Consider the following 17247-nt stretch of genomic DNA (forward strand, 5'->3'; position numbering starts at 1 on the left):
AGCCCACCGACCACTCGCAGCACGCACTTACTCGTCCAGCACCCGCACCACCGCCAACACCGCACCACCCGCACCACCGCATCATCTGCACCGAGGAGGATCCCATGCCCCGCACCCCCGACTCCCGCCCCCAGGACCCCATGATCCGCTCGCTGGTCCGCTCCCAACTGGCGGGTCGCCGCGTCTCCCGCCGTCGCCTGATGATGGGCGCCGGTGCAGCCGGTCTGCTCGGTGCGCTCAGCGCCTGCGGCACCGGCGGCACCCCCGGCGCAGAGGAGGGACCGGCCGAGGACCTCTCCGAGGAGTCCATGGCGCTGTTCTGGGCCAACTGGAGCCTCTACCTGGACTATGACAGCGACACCGGCAGCTACCCGACCCTTGAGCGGTTCCAGGAGGAGACCGGGATCAGCGTCACCTACGCCGAGGACATCGACGGCAACGAGAGCTACTACGGCACCGTCCAGAACCAGCTCCGCCAGGGGCAGGGCTTCGGCCAGGACATCATCACCTTCACCGACTGGATGGCCGCGCGGCTGATCGCCGCCGACCAGGTCCGCGAGCTGAACCATGAGAACATCCCACACCTGGACAACCTGCTGCCCGGCCTGCGCGACGTCGGCTTCGATCCCGATCGCCGCCACTCGGTGACCTGGCAGTCCGGGATGACGGGACTGGCCTGGAACAGGGAGGCCGTGCCCGACGGCGTCCACTCGGTCACCCAGCTGCTCACCGACCCTGACCTGCGCGGCCGGGTGGTGGTCCTGGACGAATGGCGGGACACTCTGGCGCTGATCATGCTCGACCAGGGCGCCGACGTCACCTCCTTCGACGGAGACGACTTCGAGGCCGCGCTGGAGATGCTGGAGGAGGGGATCTCCAGCGGGCAGATCCGGCAGGTGCGCGGCAACGCCTACATGGAGGACCTGGTCTCCGGGGACGCCCTGGCTGTGATGGCCTGGTCCGGGGACATCACCCAGCTGAACCTCGAAGAGGGAGACCGCTGGGAGTTCGGCCTCCCCGAAGCCGGCGGCGCCCTGTGGTCCGACAACCTGCTGATTCCCCAGGGCGCCGAGCATCAGAGCAACGCCGAACGGCTCATGGACTTCTACCTGCAGCCCGAGGTGGCCGCCGAAGTGGCCGCCTACGTCAACTACGTGTGCCCCGTCCAGGGCGCCCAGGAGGCCATGGAGGAGATCGATCCCGAGCTCGCCGAGGATCCGATGATCTTCCCCACCGAAGAGATGCAGGCGGACCTGCACACCATCCGCAGCATGGACGCCGAGGAGGAGGCCGAGTTCACCGACCGGTTCCAGGCGGTGATCGGGAACTGATGACGGCCACCGGCAAGGACCTCGCCCTGCGAGGCATCACCAAGCTGTTCAGCGGCTTCACCGCCGTCGACGACCTCGACCTCCAGGTCCCGGCAGGCAGCTTCTTCGCGCTGCTGGGCCCCAGCGGCTGCGGCAAGTCCACCACGCTGCGGATGGTCGCCGGACTCGAACACCCCACCCGAGGGCGGATCCTCATCGGCGACGACGACGTCACCGGCACCAAGGCGCACCAGCGGGAGGTCAACACCGTCTTCCAGAGCTACGCGCTGTTCCCCCATCTCAGCGTCCTGGAGAACGTGGCCTTCGGGCTCCGGCGCCGCAAAGTGCCCGACGCGCTCGGCCGCGCCTCCAAGGTGTTGGACCTGGTGGAACTGGGACACCTGGCCCAACGGCGTCCCGCCCAGCTCTCCGGCGGCCAGCAGCAGCGGGTGGCCCTGGCCCGTGCCGTGGTCAACGAGCCCCACGTGCTGCTGCTGGACGAGCCGCTCGGCGCCCTGGACATGAAGCTGCGCCGCCAGATGCAGGCCGAGCTGAAGCAGATCCAGCAGGAGGTCGGCATCACCTTCATCCACGTCACCCACGACCAGGAGGAGGCCCTCACCATGGCCGACACCGTGGCCGTGATGAACGCCGGTCGCATCGAGCAGATCGGTCCGCCCGGCGAGCTCTACGACCTTCCGCGCACCGCCTTCGTGGCGAACTTCCTCGGCAAGTCCAATCTCTTCGAGGCCGAGGTGGTCGGCGCCGCCGGGCCCCAGGGGCTGACCGTCCGGTTCGGCGAGACCACCTGCCGGCTCGCCGCCGACAGAGCCGTGCAGCAGCAGGGCCGGATCGTCGTCGGGATCCGCCCGGAGAAGATCGTCCTCACCCCTGCCGGGCGGCGGCCCGCCGACGCGGAGGCCGACTGGAACTGCGTCACCGGCGGACGCGTGCGCGAGGTCGCCTACACCGGGGTGTCCACCGAGTATGAGGTGGAGGTCCCCGGCGCGGGGAGCCTGACCGTGTTCTCCCAGAACCTGCGCACCGAGGTCATCGGTCCCGGCACCGAGGTCGACCTGTGGTGGGAGGATGCGAACCTGTTCGGGCTGGCGGGCGGATCCGACACCGACGCCGGCGTCGAGGGGCTGTGATGGCGCTGAAGACCGCCGCCGGGGCCGCCGAGGAGCTCACCACGCCGCAGGAGCATGTGGAGCCGCCCATCCCGCCCGAACAGTCCGCCGAGGAGCGCCGCACCTGGCGCTCCCGCGGGCGGCTCGGCATGCTCCTGGTCATCCCGGGGTTCGCCTTCATCACCCTGTTCTTCGTGGTGCCGGTGTTCTCCATGCTCGCGATGTCCCTCTACGTCCGCCCCGAGGGGGCCGTGCCCGGGGAGTTCGTGCCCGGGTTCAACATCGCCACCTACGCACAGGTGATGACCACCTACGGGGACACCTTCGTGCGGTCGTTCCTGTTCGCCACCATCGCCACGGTGGCCGCTCTGTGCATCGGCTACCCCATGGCCTACCTGGTGGCGGTGCGGCTGCGCGGTCGGCACCTGCTGCAGGGCCTGCTGCTGGTGGTCATCATCGCCCCGTTCTTCTCCAGCTTCATCCTGCGCGTGCAGTCCTGGCGGTTCATCCTCTCCGACGAGAGCTGGGTGGTCGGGTTCCTCAAGGCGATCTCCGTGCTGCCCCAGGACGGACGGCTCACCGCGACCGCGCTCGCCGTCGTCGCCGGCATGACGTATCTGTACCTGCCGCTGATGACGCTGCCCATCTACGCCAATCTGGAGCGGCTGGACACTCGGCTCATCGAGGCCGGCGGGGACCTCTACGCGGGCGGTTTCCAGACGTTCCTGCGGGTCACCCTGCCGCTGTCCACCCCCGGAGTGATGGCGGGGACCATCCTGACGTTCATCCCGGCCTCCGGCGATTACGTCAACGCCGTGATGCTGGGCAACAACGTGGACACCACCACCGTGGGTCAGATCATCGACTCCCGGTTCTTCCACGCGGCCGACTATCCCTCGGCCGCCGCGCTGTCTGCGGTGCTGATGGCCATCATCCTGATCCTCGTCACGCTCTACGTGCGCCGTTTCGGGACGAAGGAGATCGTATGAGGGGAGAGACCATGAGCACGGATCCGGCCACCCGTCACGCCGCGCCCACGCCCCGACGCCGGTTCGACGCCGGTCGGTGGTTCGTGCCGGTGGTCGGCGGGCTGGCGTTCGTCTACCTGCTCGTCCCGATCGCCTACATCTTCGTGTTCTCGTTCAACGACGCCGGCCGGACCAACCTGACCTGGCGCGGGTTCACCCTGGCCAACTGGCAGGACCCGTGCCGCCCCTCCCAGCTGTGCGAGGCGTTCGGGAACTCACTGATGGTGGCGGTCATCGCCACCACGGTGGCCACCGTGCTGGGCACCATGATCGCCTTCGGGCTCGAGCGCTACCGGTTCCGCTTCGCAGGCTCGGCGAACATGCTGATCTTCCTGCCGCTGGCCACCCCGGAAGTCGTGCTGGGAGCCTCGCTGCTGTCCCAGTTTCTCAACCTGGGCGTCCAGCTGGGCATGGGCACCACCGTGCTGTCCCACATCATGTTCTGCATCTCCTTCGTGGTGGTGGCCATCCGGGCGCGCATCGCAACCCTGGACCCGGCCTTGGAGGAGGCGGCCGCGGACCTCTACGCCTCGGGACGCACCGCGTTCTGGAAGGTGACCTTCCCGCTGCTGATCCCCGGGATCGCGGCCGCGGCGCTGCTGAGCTTCGCGATCAGCTTCGACGACTTCATCGTGGCGAACTTCAACTCGGGGGCCTACACGACCTTTCCGCAGTACGCCTATGTGGCCGCGCGGCGGGGCATCCCGGCGGAGGTCAACGTGCTGGGCTCGGCCATGTTCCTCGGCGCGATCGCGCTGGTGGTGGGCGTCCAGGTGTGGCGGTACTGGCGGGGCCGGAAACTGGCGGCGCTGTGAAAGGCTGGGGGACATGGTGAAGAACAGGAACCACCGGGCTGCCGAGATCGACGACGTCAACAAGGCGATCATCGAGCTGCTGCAGCAGGACGGCCGCCGCTCCTTCGCCTCCATCGGCAAGGAGGTGGGCCTCTCCGAGGCTGCTGTCCGGCACCGGGTGCACCGGCTCCAGGAGCTGGGGGTCATCCAGATCGTGGCGGTGACGAACCCGCTGGAGCTGGGGTTCCCGCGGCAGGCGATGATCGGCATCCGGGTGGAGGGAGCCCTGGAGCCGGTGGCCCAGGAGATCGAAGCCTATGACGAGGTCGACTACGTGGTGATCACCGCCGGGGCGTTCGACCTGCTGGTGGAGGTGGTCTGCGAGGACGACGATCACCTGCTGGAGATCGTCTCCCAACGGATCCGCACGGTGCCCGGAGTGGTCGGTACCGAGACGTTCATGTATCTGAGCCTGCGCAAGCAGACCTACACGTGGGGTGTGCGCTGAGCCCGCGTCGGCGGAGCAGCTGTGGGCAGAGTCTCCTCCTCAGGGCTGAGGGCAGGGCGGGGCGGCGCCTCTAGAATGGGGCCGGGCGTGCCCGCGCCCGGTGTCCCCGCTCGACCCCGACAAGGACGGAGCACGTGGCTGCTCAGAAGACGGACGTCCGCACGCCTGCGGAGCTCCGGTCCGCCGTCGACCCTGCCGTCCTGGAGGCCCAAGGGCTGAACTCCATCCAGGTGGCCGAGCGCCAGCGGCTGCAGCTGGCCAACGTCCAGCCGCACACCACCTCCCGCTCCATCGCGGAGATCCTGCGCACCCACCTGATGACGCTGTTCAACCTGATCATCGGGGTCTGCGCGCTGGTCATCGTGATCCTGGGCCGCTGGCTGGACCTGCTGTTCGCCGTGGCCGCCGTCGCCAACGTGGTCATCGGGCTCATCCAGGAATACTCGGCCAAGCGGAAGCTGGACGCGATCGCGCTGCTGCACCAGGACAGCATCACGGTGCTGCGTGACGGGATGCTGGTGGAGACCCACCGGGAACAGATCGTCCTCGACGACGTCGTGGAGCTGCGCCGTGGCGACCAGGTGCCCGCCGACGGCGTCGTGATCTCCTCCTCCGGACTGGACGTGGACGAGTCCATGCTCACCGGCGAGTCGGATCCGGTGCCGAAGCGCCGTGACGACATCGTCCTCTCCGGCACCGCGGTCCTGGCCGGCACCGGGCGTTTCGTGGTCTCCGCGGTGGGCGACGACGCCCATGCCGTGAAGCTCGCCACCGAGGCCAAGCGCTACCAGAAGATCAACTCGGAGCTGCGCCGCGCCCTCGAGAAGGTCGCATTCTGGCTGTCCCTGGTGCTGCTGCCCATCACCGCGATCGTCTTCAACGGGCAGATGCAGGCTTTCGGCGGGTGGAGCCACGCGTGGGCCTCCGGCCAATGGCGGGAGGCGATGGTCACCGCCGTGTCCTCGGTGACGGCGATGATCCCGCAGGGGCTGGCGCTGATGACCACCATCGCCTTCGCGGTGGCCGCGCTGCGCCTGGCCCAGGACAAGGTCCTCATTCAGGAGCAGCCGGCGGTGGAGATCCTGGCCCGGGTGGACGTCGTCTGCCTGGACAAGACCGGCACGCTGACCGACGGCACCATCGCCTTCCACGGGGCGGCGCCCTTGGACTCTCGCGGGCTTCCGGCAGTGCAGCACCGGGACCCGTCCTCCACCGCGCTGGAGGGGACCGAGCCGTGGCAGCAGGTGCTCGCCTGGTTCGGTGCGGACCTGCACGCCAACCCGACGGCGGCGGCCCTGCAGGTGCCTTTCACCGCCCTGCCGCGGCATCACGCCGCCTACCAGGTGCAGTTCTCCTCCGCCCGACGGTGGTCCGCAGTGACCTTCGCCGACGACGCCGGGGAGCTGGCCGGGCACTGGATCCTCGGCGCCCCCGACATTCTGCAGTCGCCGCATGTGGCGCCTCAGGCCGAGGTGGACCGGCTGCTGGGGCACATGGAGGCCACCGCCGCCCAGGGGCTGCGGACCATGGTCCTCGCCCACGCGCCGCTGGAGGGCCCCATCCTCGACGGCGCCAGCGGACCGTTGGGACGAGGCGAGCGACTGCCGGACGGGCTCATGCCGGTCACCCTGCTGACGTTCAAGGAGAACGTCCGCTCCGACGCCCGGTCGACTCTGGAGTACTTCAGCGCGCAGAACGTGGCTCTGAAGGTCATCTCCGGGGACTCGCCGCGCACCGTCTCGGCGGTGGCCCGGGAAGTGGGGATGCGGGTCGACGGCGACGGCGTGGACGCCTCCCGGCTGCCGGAGGATCCCGAGGCGATGCGGTCGGCGCTGGCCACCCATTCCGTGTTCGGCCGGGTCTCCCCGGAGCAGAAGCGCACCATGGTGGAGGCGCTGAAGGCCAACGGTCACGTGGTGGCGATGACCGGCGACGGCATCAACGATGCGCTGGCCCTGAAGCGCGCGGATCTGGGCATCGCGATGGGCAACGGGGCTCCTGCCACGAAGGCGGTGTCCCGGATGGTGCTGCTGGACGGGCGGTTCGACCGCCTGCCGAAGGTGCTGGCCGAAGGTCGGAAGGTCATCGCCAACACCGAGCGGGTGGCGCACCTGTTCCTCACCAAGACGGCCTACGCGATCGTCCTGGGACTGTTCTTCGGGCTCATGTTCTGGCAGTTCCCGTTCCTGCCGCGCCAGTTCTCCACCGTGGACTTCCTGATGATCGGCTGCCCGGCGTTCTTCCTGGCGCTGATGCCCAACACCCGGCGGTACCGACCGGGGTTCCTGCGCCGATCCGTGCTGTTCTCCATCCCGGCGTCGGTGGCGATATGCCTGGCGGTGATCGCCGTCAGCGCGGCCGGCCGCCACCTCGGGGAGCCGGCCGCCGGGGTGCAGACCGCCTCCACCCTGTGCCTGACCCTGGTGGGCCTGTGGGTGCTCAACGTGGCGCTGCGCCCGCTGACCACCCCGCGGATGATCCTGCTGGCCTCCATGTACCTGCTGCTGGCGGCGGCCCTTCTGGTGCCGATCTCCCAGCAGTACCACCTCTTCGCCATGCCCAGCGCGGAGCTGCTGGCGGTGGCCTTCGTAGCCGCCATGGTCGGGTCCGGGCTGATCGAGCTGGGACACCGCTGGCATGACAGGACGGTGGACCTGGACCCCCTGGATCCGGTGGAGCCGGTGCCGGGGCGCGCCGCCGCCTGAGCAGGGTCTGGGCGTGGTCCGGCTCAGTCGCCGATCACGGAGATGACGAGGTCCTCGCCGCTGGCTCCGACCTGGATGTCGAGGCCGAAGCTGACGTCGTGGCTCTCGTCGAGCTCACCACCGTCGAAGTAGTCCAGGGACTCGAAGGTGACGGTGGCCCGGAGGTTGTCGGCCCCGGAGATCGACCAGCCGTCGTCGTCGAAGGTCAGCGAGATGTCTGCGGGGTCGGGCATCTCCCAGGAGATCGTCTCGGCGTCCACCTGGTTGGGTGTGGTGACCCCCATCGGGCAGCCGCTGGGCATCAGCACCTCCTGCTCGGCGCAGCCGGTGAGGTACTCCTCCACCTCGTCATGCAGCAGCTCGGCGGCGGTCTCCGAGGCCTCCAGCTCGATGTCGATCCGGTGGTCGCCCTCGGCGGTGACGACGTCGTGTCCGGAGCCGGTCAGCCACTGGCTGTCGATGCCGACGTCGATCACCGTGGGGACGAAGGCCGCCAGCGTGGCGCCGTCCTCGTGGAGGTTCACCGGCTGTCCGTTGACCTCGACCTGGCCGATCCCGCCCAGGGAGGCGGCCGGGACGGAGAGGTCCACCTCGGTCAGGGCCTCAGGGGCGAGCTTCCAGTCGTCGAAGAAGAACCAGATGCTGCCCTCGCGCGACATCGGCAGGTGGGCCTCATGCGGCTCGCCGTCGACGGTGAAGGCCAGGTCGGCGCCGTCGTTGCGTTCCGTGATGGACAGCCCCTCGATCTGCTCGGCCGAGTGGCTCAGGGCCTCCCCGTCCAGCAGCACCGAGTCCACGGCGCCGAGCTCCAAGCGGTCCTCGGCGGGAGGCGCGGGGGCCTCGTCAGTGTCCTCAGTGTCCGACTCGCCCTCGGTGTCCGACTCGTCCTCGGGGGAATCGGCCTCGGGAGAGTCGTCGGACGCGTCGTCGCCCGATTCGTCCTGGTCTTGGTCGTCTCGGTCTGCGTCGTCCCGGTCCGAATCCTCCTCAGCGGTCTCGTCCTCCGCCTCGGCAGAGAGCACCAGGTTCTGTGCGGGGCCGAGGGCGCCCAGCTCGGGCATGGAGGAGAACATCCCGACGGCGGCGGAACCGTCCCCGGAGCTCAGGGCCTCCCAGTAGTTCTCGGCCATCGCATCGGTGGCGTAGACGTGCTCGTCCACCTGCCAGATGCCGACGCCGCTGGCGACCAGGGCCAGGACGAGCCCGCCGCCCCAGCCGGCCCAGACGGCGGCCGCACGTCTGCTGCGCGCGGGCTGTGCGGCGGAGGCGGAGGTGGCGGGGGCGGGCTGTCCGGTGTGCCCGGGGTGCCCCGGCGGTGCCGGGCGGACGCCGGGCGGCCCGGGCCGAGGCACAGGTGGCTGCGAGTGGGGCGCGCCCGGAGGCGGGGTCGCCGGACGGTGCGGGGCCCCGCCGCGCCCCGTGCCGGCAGGGGTGCCCTGGGAGGGATCGGCTGGACCGGGCTGTCCTGGGAACGGCTGTCCTGGGAACGGCCGGCCGGGCGCGTGCTGTCCAGGTGCCTGCGGGCCCGGAGCGTGTGGTCCTGGAGCGTGTGGGCCTGGAGTCTGCGGGCCCGGGGTGTGTGGGCCCGGGGTGTGTGGGCCGGGGCCCTGGCCGGGCTGACCGCCCTGGCCCGGCTGCCGATCGCCGGGGCGTGTGCTCATGCCGGGGAGGGGCCCGGCGGGGCCGGCGGGACCGGTGGGGCGAGGGCCGCCCTGGGGCGGCAGCGGCCGTGTCGTGTCCTGGGGGGAGCCGGAGGCCCACGGCCCTGAGCCGCGCTGCACGGCGCCGAAGCTCTCCTCGGGTGATCCGGGGCCACCAGGAGCCGCCGGTGTCGACGCCGACGCACCGTCGCCCTGCTGCCCGGGGCGGCCGGGCTGCCCGGGGCCGTCGGGGCGCTCGCCGGGGTGGGCGCCGTCGTGGTGTCCCTGGTGATTCATCAGCTGCTGTTCCTCATCATTCGGCTCGTCGACCCGTCCGCGGCAACACTCCGTGGGTCGGATCGCCCGCCTGGGTGGTGCGGTCCCGCCGCGACTGCGGATTCAGCCTAGCAACCGGGCGTTGTGCGGGCGGTCCTTCCGGGGTCGTCTGTGGCCCCGTGGCGGTCACGATCCCGCAACGATGCCGCCACGAGCACCACGGTCTCCGCCACGAGCGCCACGGTCTCCGCCACGAGCGCCACGGTCCCCACCACGAGCGCCACGGTCCCCACCCCCATTCAGCACCCGGAACGTGAGATCGCCGCCGAACGTTCGCGGTGGGATCTCACATCAGGATCAGCGAGACGGCGATCATCGCCGGGATCGCCAGGATGGTGGTGACCAGCACCGTGTCGCGGGCGATCACTTCGCCGGACTCATAGCGGATCGCGCTGACCAGTACGTTCTGGGCGGTCGGCAAGGAGGCCATCACGACGGCGGCCAGCAGCTGGTGCCCTTCGAGCCCGAAGGCGAAGGCGGCGAAGACCCAGGCCAGCGTCGGGTGCAGCAGCAGCTTCAGACTGGAGGCCAGCAGGACGTCGCGGCGTCGCCCGGCCTTCTTGTCCAGTGGACGGCTGCCCACCAGGGAGAGCCCGAAGGAGAGCAGCATCAGGGGGATGGAGGCCCCGGCGATCAGCTCCACGGATTCGTGCATCGGACCTGGCAGGTGCCAGTCCTGCCAGGAGAAGACCAGCCCCAGCACGGCTCCGATGATCATCGGGTTCACCGCGGACTGGCCCAGGCTGCGCAGCGTGGAGGTGCGTCGGGCGGGTCGGACCTTGGTGGTGGTGCCCTGGTCCCGGGTCAGCCAGTCCATGGCGGTCACGTAGACCGGCGTGTAGAGCGCCAGCTGGAACATGATGATGGGGGCGGCGAAGGCCACGTCGCCCAGCACGTAGGCGGCGATCGGGAAGCCGAGGTTCGCCGAGTTCACCAGGGAGCCGCTCATCCCGCCGATCATCCGCTCCGAGCCGGGCCGTCGCTTCAGCAGGAGCTTGGCCAGCAGCAGGTAGATCAGCAGAGTGGTGAAGGCGCCGAGGGCGGCGATGGCGAACTGCGGGCCCAGCACGTCGCGCAGGGAGGCGTCGGCGACGGTGAGGAACAGCAGACAGGGGGAGGCGACGAAGAACGCGACCCGGCTGAGGACCACACGGGCCTCGGGCGGAAGCAGCCCCAGCTTTCCGATGACGAAGCCCACACCGATGATGAGCCAGATGACGGAGAAGCCGGAGAAGACTGCCTCCATATCGCCCCCTGATCGTCCTCATGCCGGCCGGTTCCGAGGACGACTCTACTCCTGCCGCCGCAGGCCATGGGGGACAGGGACGTCTGGTGACGCGAGCATGACGAGAGCCCGCCGTCGTCGTCCTGCCGGGGCGGACGACGACGGCGGGCTCACCAGGTCTGAGGGCCGGTGCGGCTCACTCCTCGTCGGCGGGGCGGAGGAAGTCCTCGCGGATCCGGTCCACACCTTCGGAGGAGATCTGGAAGCCGTGCTCCTGGCCGGCGTCGATGATGATGCCGGCTCCGGCGAGCGACTGCACCACGGCCACGCCCGGAGCGTCGACGGCGTGAGGGGCGTGCTCGGCGTACTCGGCCGGCACCACGTCGGTCCCGGAGAACAGGGCGATCAGCGGGTTGCCCTCGTTGTCCTGCAGGGTCAGCGGGTTCACCGAGGCGGTCTCCGGGGTGACCTCCTCGCTGCTGAGGAAGTAGACGGTGGAGGTCAGGAAGGCGCGGATGATCTCGCTGGGCTGGGCCTCACCGTCCTTGCCGGCGATCAGGGTGTCGCGCAGGTCGGGCAGCTGCTCGCCGTCGGGGGTCTCGTCGGGGTTCTGGGCGTCGGGGTTCTGAGGAGTCTCGCTCATCCGTCCACGCGATCATGTCCGCGCGCGGAATGCAAGGCCGGGCCTGTGACGTGGGAGGCTCGACATGTGGCGTGGCCGACGGCGGGCGCCCGGGCCCGGGTGCGGTACCTTGGGCATCGTGCTGCTTTCAGACCGTGACATCCATGCAGAGCTCGACGCCGGCCGGATCCACCTGGACCCGCTGGACGAGTCCATGATCCAGCCCTCCAGCGTCGACGTGCGCCTGGAGCGCATGTTCCGGCTGTTCGACAACCACAAATACGCGCACATCGACCCGTCGGTGGAGCAGACGGATCTGACCCGCCTGGTGGAGGTGGACCCGGAGGAGCCCTTCGTGCTGCACCCCGGCGAGTTCGTCCTCGGCGCCACCTATGAGGCCGTCACCCTGCCGGAGGACGTCGCCGCCCGGCTGGAGGGGAAGTCCTCACTGGGACGGCTGGGGCTGCTGACGCACTCCACCGCCGGATTCATCGACCCCGGGTTCTCCGGGCAGGTGACCCTGGAGCTGTCCAATATGGCCACGCTGCCCATCAAGCTGTGGCCGGGCTCGAAGATCGGGCAGCTGTGCTTCTTCCGCCTGACGTCTCCGGCCAGCCACGGCTACGGCAGCCAGAAGCACCAGTCGCGGTACCAGGGCCAGCGCGGCCCGACGGCGTCGCGGTCCCACGAGAACTTCCACCGCACCATCATCGGCTGAGGGCCCGACGCCGGACCTTCTCCAGGCCTCTGGCTCAGCTCATCCCCGCACGCGGTGTTCGCGCATCTTCGCCGGCCCGGTGGGGTTGCGCACCAGCAGCATCGCGGCCAGCCCCAGCACCAGGATCACCACGATCCCGAGGATGATCGCCTTGTCTCCGCCCTGCACATCGGTGTCCTCGGCCGAGGAGATCAGCAGCATCAGGGAGATCAGCGCCGGGGTGAGGAAGCTGACGCTGCGCCCGGCGGTGGCGTAGAGGCCGAAGAGCTCCGCGGCGCGGGCGGGCGGCGCGAGCCGGGCCAGGAACGCACGGGAGGACGCCTGCGCAGGGCCCACGAAGAACGTCAGGCCCAGTCCGAAGATCCAGAACGCGGTGGTCGGCTCCAGGACGAACACCCCGAAGTCCCGCTCGACGTCGAGGAAGTACATCGTTCCGCCCAGAGCCACGAGAGCGATCACGCAGGTCATGATGACCGCCCGCGGCCCGAGCCGGTCGTCGAACCAGCCGCCGAGGAGCGCGCCCAGCGCGGCGACCACGTTGCCGGCGATGCCGAAGATCAGGATGTCGCCGGTGGTGAATCCGAAGACTGTGACCCCCAGGATCGCCCCGTAGGTGAAGACCGCGGAGAGCCCGTCTCGGTAGATGGCGGATGCCAGCAGGAACCACAGCGTGTTGCGGTCCTCCTTCCAGAGCCCGACGATCACCCGGATCAGCCGCCGGTAGGACTCGGCGATCGAGACCTTCTCCTCGATGGTCTCGGCGTCGGCGGTCTTGACCTTGGTGAACAGCAGCGGCAGCGCCCACAGCAGGAACCAGGCCGCCGCGACGACGGCGACCATCCGGATGTTGATGGCCTCCTCGTCGCCGAGCCCGAACCAGTAGGGCGGATCCCCGGCGACCAGGCCGAAGTAGACGAGCGAGAGGATCGCGATGCCGCCCAGGTAGCCGGCGCCCCAGCCGATGCCCGAGACGCGGCCCATGCGGTCATGGTCGGAGATGTCGGTGATCATCGCGTTGTAGTTCAGGTTCGCGAACTCGTCGAACAGCGTCATGGTGGCCATCAGGGTCACACCCAGCACCAGGTATCCCTGGTCGGGCTTCACGAAGAAGCAGGAGGCCACCAGCGCCACCACGATCAGCGTGTTGATGATCAGCCACAGTCGACGGCGGCCGGCCTTGTCCGCGCGCTGGCCGATGACCGGCGCTGTCACGGCGATGATGCCGCCGGCGATCGCGTTGGCCGTGGTCAGGTACTGGGTGCCCTGCCCGCCGGGCCCGACGGCGTCGGCGATGTAGGTGCCGAAGACGAAGGTCACCATCACCGCACTGACGGTGGCGTTGCCCCAGCTCCAGAGGCTCCAGACAGCGATGATGCGCTTGTGCAGCGGCTGGCTCGCGGAGCTCGGGGCCGCGTCCACGGATGAGGTCATGGGCGCATCGTATCGTCGAGCAACCGTCACGTGGCATGGCTGGCAGGGTGCCGCTGGAGAAATCCCCGGCCGGCGCGGCCGCCGACGGCCGCATCCAGGCCGTGCGACGAGCGTCACCCCGGCCCGTCACCTACGCCTGTTAACATGGGACGACTCCTCCTCAGTGCGGCTGACGTGGAGCGTCCCGCGCCGCACGGTGTGGTCCTCGACGCGGAAGGAAGCCCATGCTGCTGATGCTCGCTGTGCTGTTCGCAGTGAGCCTCGTGGCGCCCTGGCTGTTCCGTCGGATCGGACGCTCCGCCTTCGTCGTCCTCGCCGGAGTCAGCGCGGCGGCGCTGGTCTGGGTGTTGGTCCACCTGCCGCAGGTGCTGCGCGCGGACCAGGGTGCGCCCTCGGGGTCCCCGAACGCACCGCCGTCGGAGATCACCGAGTGGATCCCGGAGCTGGGCGTGGAGATCGCCTTCCGCGTGGATGCCCTGACGCTGGTGATGTCCCTGCTGATCCTCGGCATCGGTGCGCTGGTGCTGCTGTACTGCGCCCGGTACTTCCGCGCCTCGGAGACGGCGGCGGGGCCGTTCGCCGGGCAGCTCTTCGCGTTCGCCGCCGCCATGCTGGGCCTGGTGATCAGCGATGACCTGGTGATGCTGTTCATCTTCTGGGAGCTCACCACCATCCTCTCGTTCCTGCTGATCGGCTATTCGGCGCATCGCATCCTCGCCCGCCGGTCGGCCATCCAGGCGCTGATCGTCACCACGTTCGGCGGCCTGGCCATGCTGGTGGGCCTGCTGTGGCTCGGTGAGCTGGCCGGCACCTACCGGCTCTCGGAGATCCTCGCCCAGGCGGACCGGCTGCACGGCACGGCGGTGGACCTCGCGGTGCTGCTGATCCTCATCGGGGCGCTCTCCAAATCCGCCCTGGTGCCGTTCCACTTCTGGCTGCCGGCCGCCATGGCCGCCCCCACGCCGGTCTCCGCCTACCTGCACGCCGCCGCGATGGTGAAGGCCGGGGTGTACCTGGTGGCCCGTCTGGCTCCCGGTTTCCACGAGACTGCCTTCTGGCTGCCCACGGTGCTCGGGGTCGGCCTGGCCACCATGCTGGTGGGGGCGTGGCGGGCGCTGCGGCAGACCGACATCAAACTGGTGCTCGCCTACGGGACCGTCTCCCAGTTGGGTTTCCTGGTGATGATCAACGGCCAGGGCGGCGAGGACGCCGCCCTGGCGGGACTGGCGATGCTGCTGGCCCACGGGCTGTTCAAGGCCGCCCTGTTCATGGTGGTCGGCATCATCGACCATGAGACCGGCACCCGTGACCTCACCCGGCTCTCCGGGCTGGCCCGGACCCAACGTCCCCTGTTCTGGATCTCCGTGGTCTCCACCGCATCCATGGCAGGGCTGCCGCCGCTGTTCGGCTTCGTGGCCAAGGAGGTCGTCTTCGAGTCCTTCTACGGCTACGCCGAGGTCTCCGCCGGCTGGGGGTGGGTCGTGATGGCCGGCGTCGTCGTCGCCTCCGCGCTGACGGTGGCGTACTCGGCACGTTTCCTGTGGGGCGCTTTCGCCACCAAGCGCTCACCGGAGGGCACCACGGCGCCGGTCACGCGCTTCCACGCGCCGGCCGGCCCCGTCTTCCTCGCCGCACCGGCGGTGCTGTCCGCCGCCACGGTGGTGTTGGCGCTGTGGCCGGCGCCCGTGCAACGGCTCATCGACCCGTTCGTCACCCTGTTCGAGCCGGTCTCCGCGGAGGCCCACGGCACGTATCTGGCGCTGTGGCACGGGCTGACCCCGGTGTTGGGGCTGTCCGTGCTGGCGTGGGCGCTCGGGCTGGGGCTCTTCGCCGCACGCCGGCCCGTGGCCCGCCTGCAGGAGGGTGTGCCGGCGGTCTTCGACGCCGAACGCGGGTATCGCACCTCGGTGAAGCTGGTGGACGTCGTCGCCGTGTGGTTGACCTCGGTCACTCAGCGCGGCTCGCTGGCCTGGTACCTGTTCATCATCCTGGCGGTGGCCACCGGGGTGGTCTGGTCGGTGCTGCTGTTCACCAGCCATGAGGTGCCGGAGAGCTGGATCGTCGCCGAGGGGCCCCTGCAGGTGGTCCTGGGTGCGGTCGTGATCGGCGGCGCGATCGGTGCGGTCTGGGCGCCCAAGCGATTCATGGCGGTGCTCATGGTCTCCCTGTGCGGCTACGGCATCGCCGGTCTCTTCGCTCTGCAGGGCGCCCCGGACCTGGCGCTGACCGTGCTGCTGGTCGAGTCGATCGTGCTGGTGGTGTTCGTGCTGGCGCTGCGCTCGCTGCCGGCCGGCATCTGGACGCAGAACCCGGCCCGGTTCAAGGCCGGCCGGGTGGTGCTGGGCATCGGCTTCGGGGCGGCGATGATGGGCGCGGTCGCCGTCGGGCTGGACTCCCGGGTGGCGGAGCCGATCTCCGCGGAGTTCCCGTGGATGGCCTACGAGGTCGGCCACGGAGCCAACATCGTCAACGTCACCCTGGTGGACATCCGAGTGTGGGACACCTTCGGTGAGATCACCGTGCTGGCGGCCGCCGCCACCGGGGTGGCCTCGCTGATCTTCGTCAAACGCCGGGACGTGCGACGCCGCAGCCTCCACGAGGTGCCCACCGGCTCGGTGGGTCGAGTGCTCAACGAGGACAACCTCACCCCGCGCCAGGCCCGGGAGATCCGGGTGGCGCGCAGCTTCTCCACCGTGGCCCGCGAGGCCTGGCTGGTGGCCGGGCGCACGGTGGCTCCGGAGCACCGCTCCATCATCTTCGAAGTGGTCACCCGGCTGATGTTCCACGCGATCATCCTGCTCTCGGTGTACCTGCTGGTGGCCGGCCACAACCTGCCCGGCGGCGGATTCGCCGGGGGACTGCTGGCCGGGCTGGCCCTGACTCTGCGCTACCTGGCCGGAGGCCGCTACGAGCTGGAGGCCGCCGTGCCGTTCAGCGCCTCCGCCCTGATGGGCTGGGGTCTGGCGCTGGCCTGCTTCACGGGTCTGGTCTCGCTGCTGGCCGGCGGACACATCTTCCAATCGGCGGTGCTGGACCTGGACCTGCCCCTCCTGGGGGAGCACCATATCGCCTCAGCGATCATGTTCGACATCGGCGTCTACCTGGTGGTGGTGGGCCTCATCCTGGACATCCTGCGCAGCCTCGGCTCGGAGATCGACGTCCGCTCCGAGATGGAGAACCGCGCGGCCGAGAGCGGCGAGACCGGGCAGGGCCCTCAGGGCCACGGGATCCACGCCGAGACCACCCTGGGGGTGGCCCGGTGACCGTGAACCTGACTCTGCTGGTGCTGATGGGCGCACTGTTCGCGATCGGCATCTACCTGCTGCTGGAGCGTTCGCTGACCCGGGTGCTGCTGGGCATCATCCTGATCTCCAACGCGGTGAACCTTCTGCTGCTGCAGTCCGGCGGCCGGGCGGGGGACTCGCCGCTGGTGGTCGACGGCGACGTCGGCGCCGACTTCTTCGACCCGCTGCCGCAGGCGCTGCTGCTGACCGCGATCGTCATCGCCTTCGCCCTGGTCAGCCTCATGCTGGCGCTGATCTACCGCTCCTGGGTGCTGGCCCGCCAGGACGAGGTCTCCGATGACGAGGAGGACCGGCGCGTGGCCTCCCAACCCGTCTACGACCCTGAGGAGGACTCCGAGGTGCCCACCGAGACCACGGAGTTCGTCACCGAGGACCAGCAGGCGGAGCGGCTGCTCAACCCCCGGTCCGGCCGGGACGAGGACCTGCCGGACCCGCCCGCTGCCGTGGCAGGCGAGGATGCCGCGGTGAGTTCAGACCCCGAGAGGGGGCGCTGAG

13 protein-coding genes are annotated in these 17247 nt (G+C 69.9%); 9 read left to right on the forward strand and 4 right to left on the reverse strand.

Annotated elements, in window-relative coordinates; all coding sequences use genetic code 11:
* Window positions 1-104 precede the first annotated feature (104 nt).
* The 6 genes from SD455_RS08695 to SD455_RS08720 all read left to right on the forward strand — a co-directional run bounded on the left by SD455_RS08695 (window position 105) and on the right by SD455_RS08720 (window position 7475).
* Window positions 105-1331, forward strand: a complete 1227-nt coding sequence (locus SD455_RS08695; protein WP_445507841.1) for an ABC transporter substrate-binding protein — start codon at window positions 105-107, stop codon at window positions 1329-1331.
* Window positions 1331-2461 carry an ABC transporter ATP-binding protein gene (locus tag SD455_RS08700; RefSeq protein WP_445507842.1) on the forward strand — a complete coding sequence of 377 codons (1131 nt, stop codon included), beginning with the start codon at window positions 1331-1333 and terminating at the stop codon, window positions 2459-2461. The genes SD455_RS08695 and SD455_RS08700 overlap by 1 nt, the downstream gene beginning before the upstream one ends.
* A complete protein-coding gene (locus SD455_RS08705; RefSeq protein ID WP_445507843.1) occupies window positions 2461-3429 on the forward strand; it encodes an ABC transporter permease in 969 nt (322 codons plus the stop codon). The genes SD455_RS08700 and SD455_RS08705 overlap by 1 nt, the downstream gene beginning before the upstream one ends.
* Window positions 3430-3440: 11 nt before the next feature.
* The gene (locus tag SD455_RS08710; protein WP_445507871.1) at window positions 3441-4283 is read left to right on the forward strand and encodes an ABC transporter permease; all 843 of its coding nucleotides are present in this window, start codon (window positions 3441-3443) and stop codon (window positions 4281-4283) included.
* Window positions 4284-4296: 13 nt separating this feature from the next.
* The gene (locus SD455_RS08715; RefSeq protein WP_445507844.1) at window positions 4297-4770 is read left to right on the forward strand and encodes an Lrp/AsnC family transcriptional regulator; all 474 of its coding nucleotides are present in this window, start codon (window positions 4297-4299) and stop codon (window positions 4768-4770) included.
* Window positions 4771-4904: 134 nt separating this feature from the next.
* Window positions 4905-7475, forward strand: coding sequence for an HAD-IC family P-type ATPase (locus SD455_RS08720; RefSeq protein ID WP_445507845.1), 2571 nt, complete (start codon window positions 4905-4907; stop codon window positions 7473-7475).
* 23 nt (window positions 7476-7498) lie between these two features.
* On the opposite strand, the gene SD455_RS08725 is transcribed toward SD455_RS08720, so the two are convergent.
* The 3 genes from SD455_RS08725 to SD455_RS08735 form a co-directional block, all read right to left on the reverse strand.
* A complete protein-coding gene (locus SD455_RS08725; protein WP_445507846.1) occupies window positions 7499-8827 on the reverse strand; it encodes a hypothetical protein in 1329 nt (442 codons plus the stop codon).
* A gap of 910 nt (window positions 8828-9737) precedes the next feature.
* Window positions 9738-10697 carry an AEC family transporter gene (locus SD455_RS08730; protein WP_445507847.1) on the reverse strand — a complete coding sequence of 320 codons (960 nt, stop codon included), beginning with the start codon at window positions 10695-10697 and terminating at the stop codon, window positions 9738-9740.
* 175 nt (window positions 10698-10872) lie between these two features.
* Window positions 10873-11319, reverse strand: coding sequence for an SseB family protein (locus SD455_RS08735; protein WP_445507848.1), 447 nt, complete (start codon window positions 11317-11319; stop codon window positions 10873-10875).
* Between the two features lie 118 nt (window positions 11320-11437).
* Here SD455_RS08735 and dcd point away from each other — a divergent pair, with 118 nt between their 5' ends.
* Window positions 11438-12016: a dCTP deaminase gene (dcd, locus tag SD455_RS08740; RefSeq protein ID WP_445507849.1), complete on the forward strand. Its 579-nt coding sequence runs from the start codon at window positions 11438-11440 to the stop codon at window positions 12014-12016.
* Between the two features lie 39 nt (window positions 12017-12055).
* On the opposite strand, the gene SD455_RS08745 is transcribed toward dcd, so the two are convergent.
* Complete coding sequence (locus SD455_RS08745) at window positions 12056-13447, reverse strand: MFS transporter (RefSeq protein WP_445507850.1); 1392 nt, start codon at window positions 13445-13447, stop codon at window positions 12056-12058.
* Between the two features lie 224 nt (window positions 13448-13671).
* On the opposite strand from SD455_RS08745, the gene SD455_RS08750 reads away from it, so the two are divergent.
* Complete coding sequence (locus SD455_RS08750) at window positions 13672-16710, forward strand: Na+/H+ antiporter subunit A (protein WP_445507851.1); 3039 nt, start codon at window positions 13672-13674, stop codon at window positions 16708-16710.
* Window positions 16707-17246 carry a Na(+)/H(+) antiporter subunit C gene (locus tag SD455_RS08755; RefSeq protein ID WP_445507852.1) on the forward strand — a complete coding sequence of 180 codons (540 nt, stop codon included), beginning with the start codon at window positions 16707-16709 and terminating at the stop codon, window positions 17244-17246. Before SD455_RS08750 ends, SD455_RS08755 begins: the two co-directional genes overlap by 4 nt.
* Window position 17247 lies beyond the last annotated feature (1 nt).

The organism is Nesterenkonia sp. K-15-9-6 (assembly GCF_052656005.1).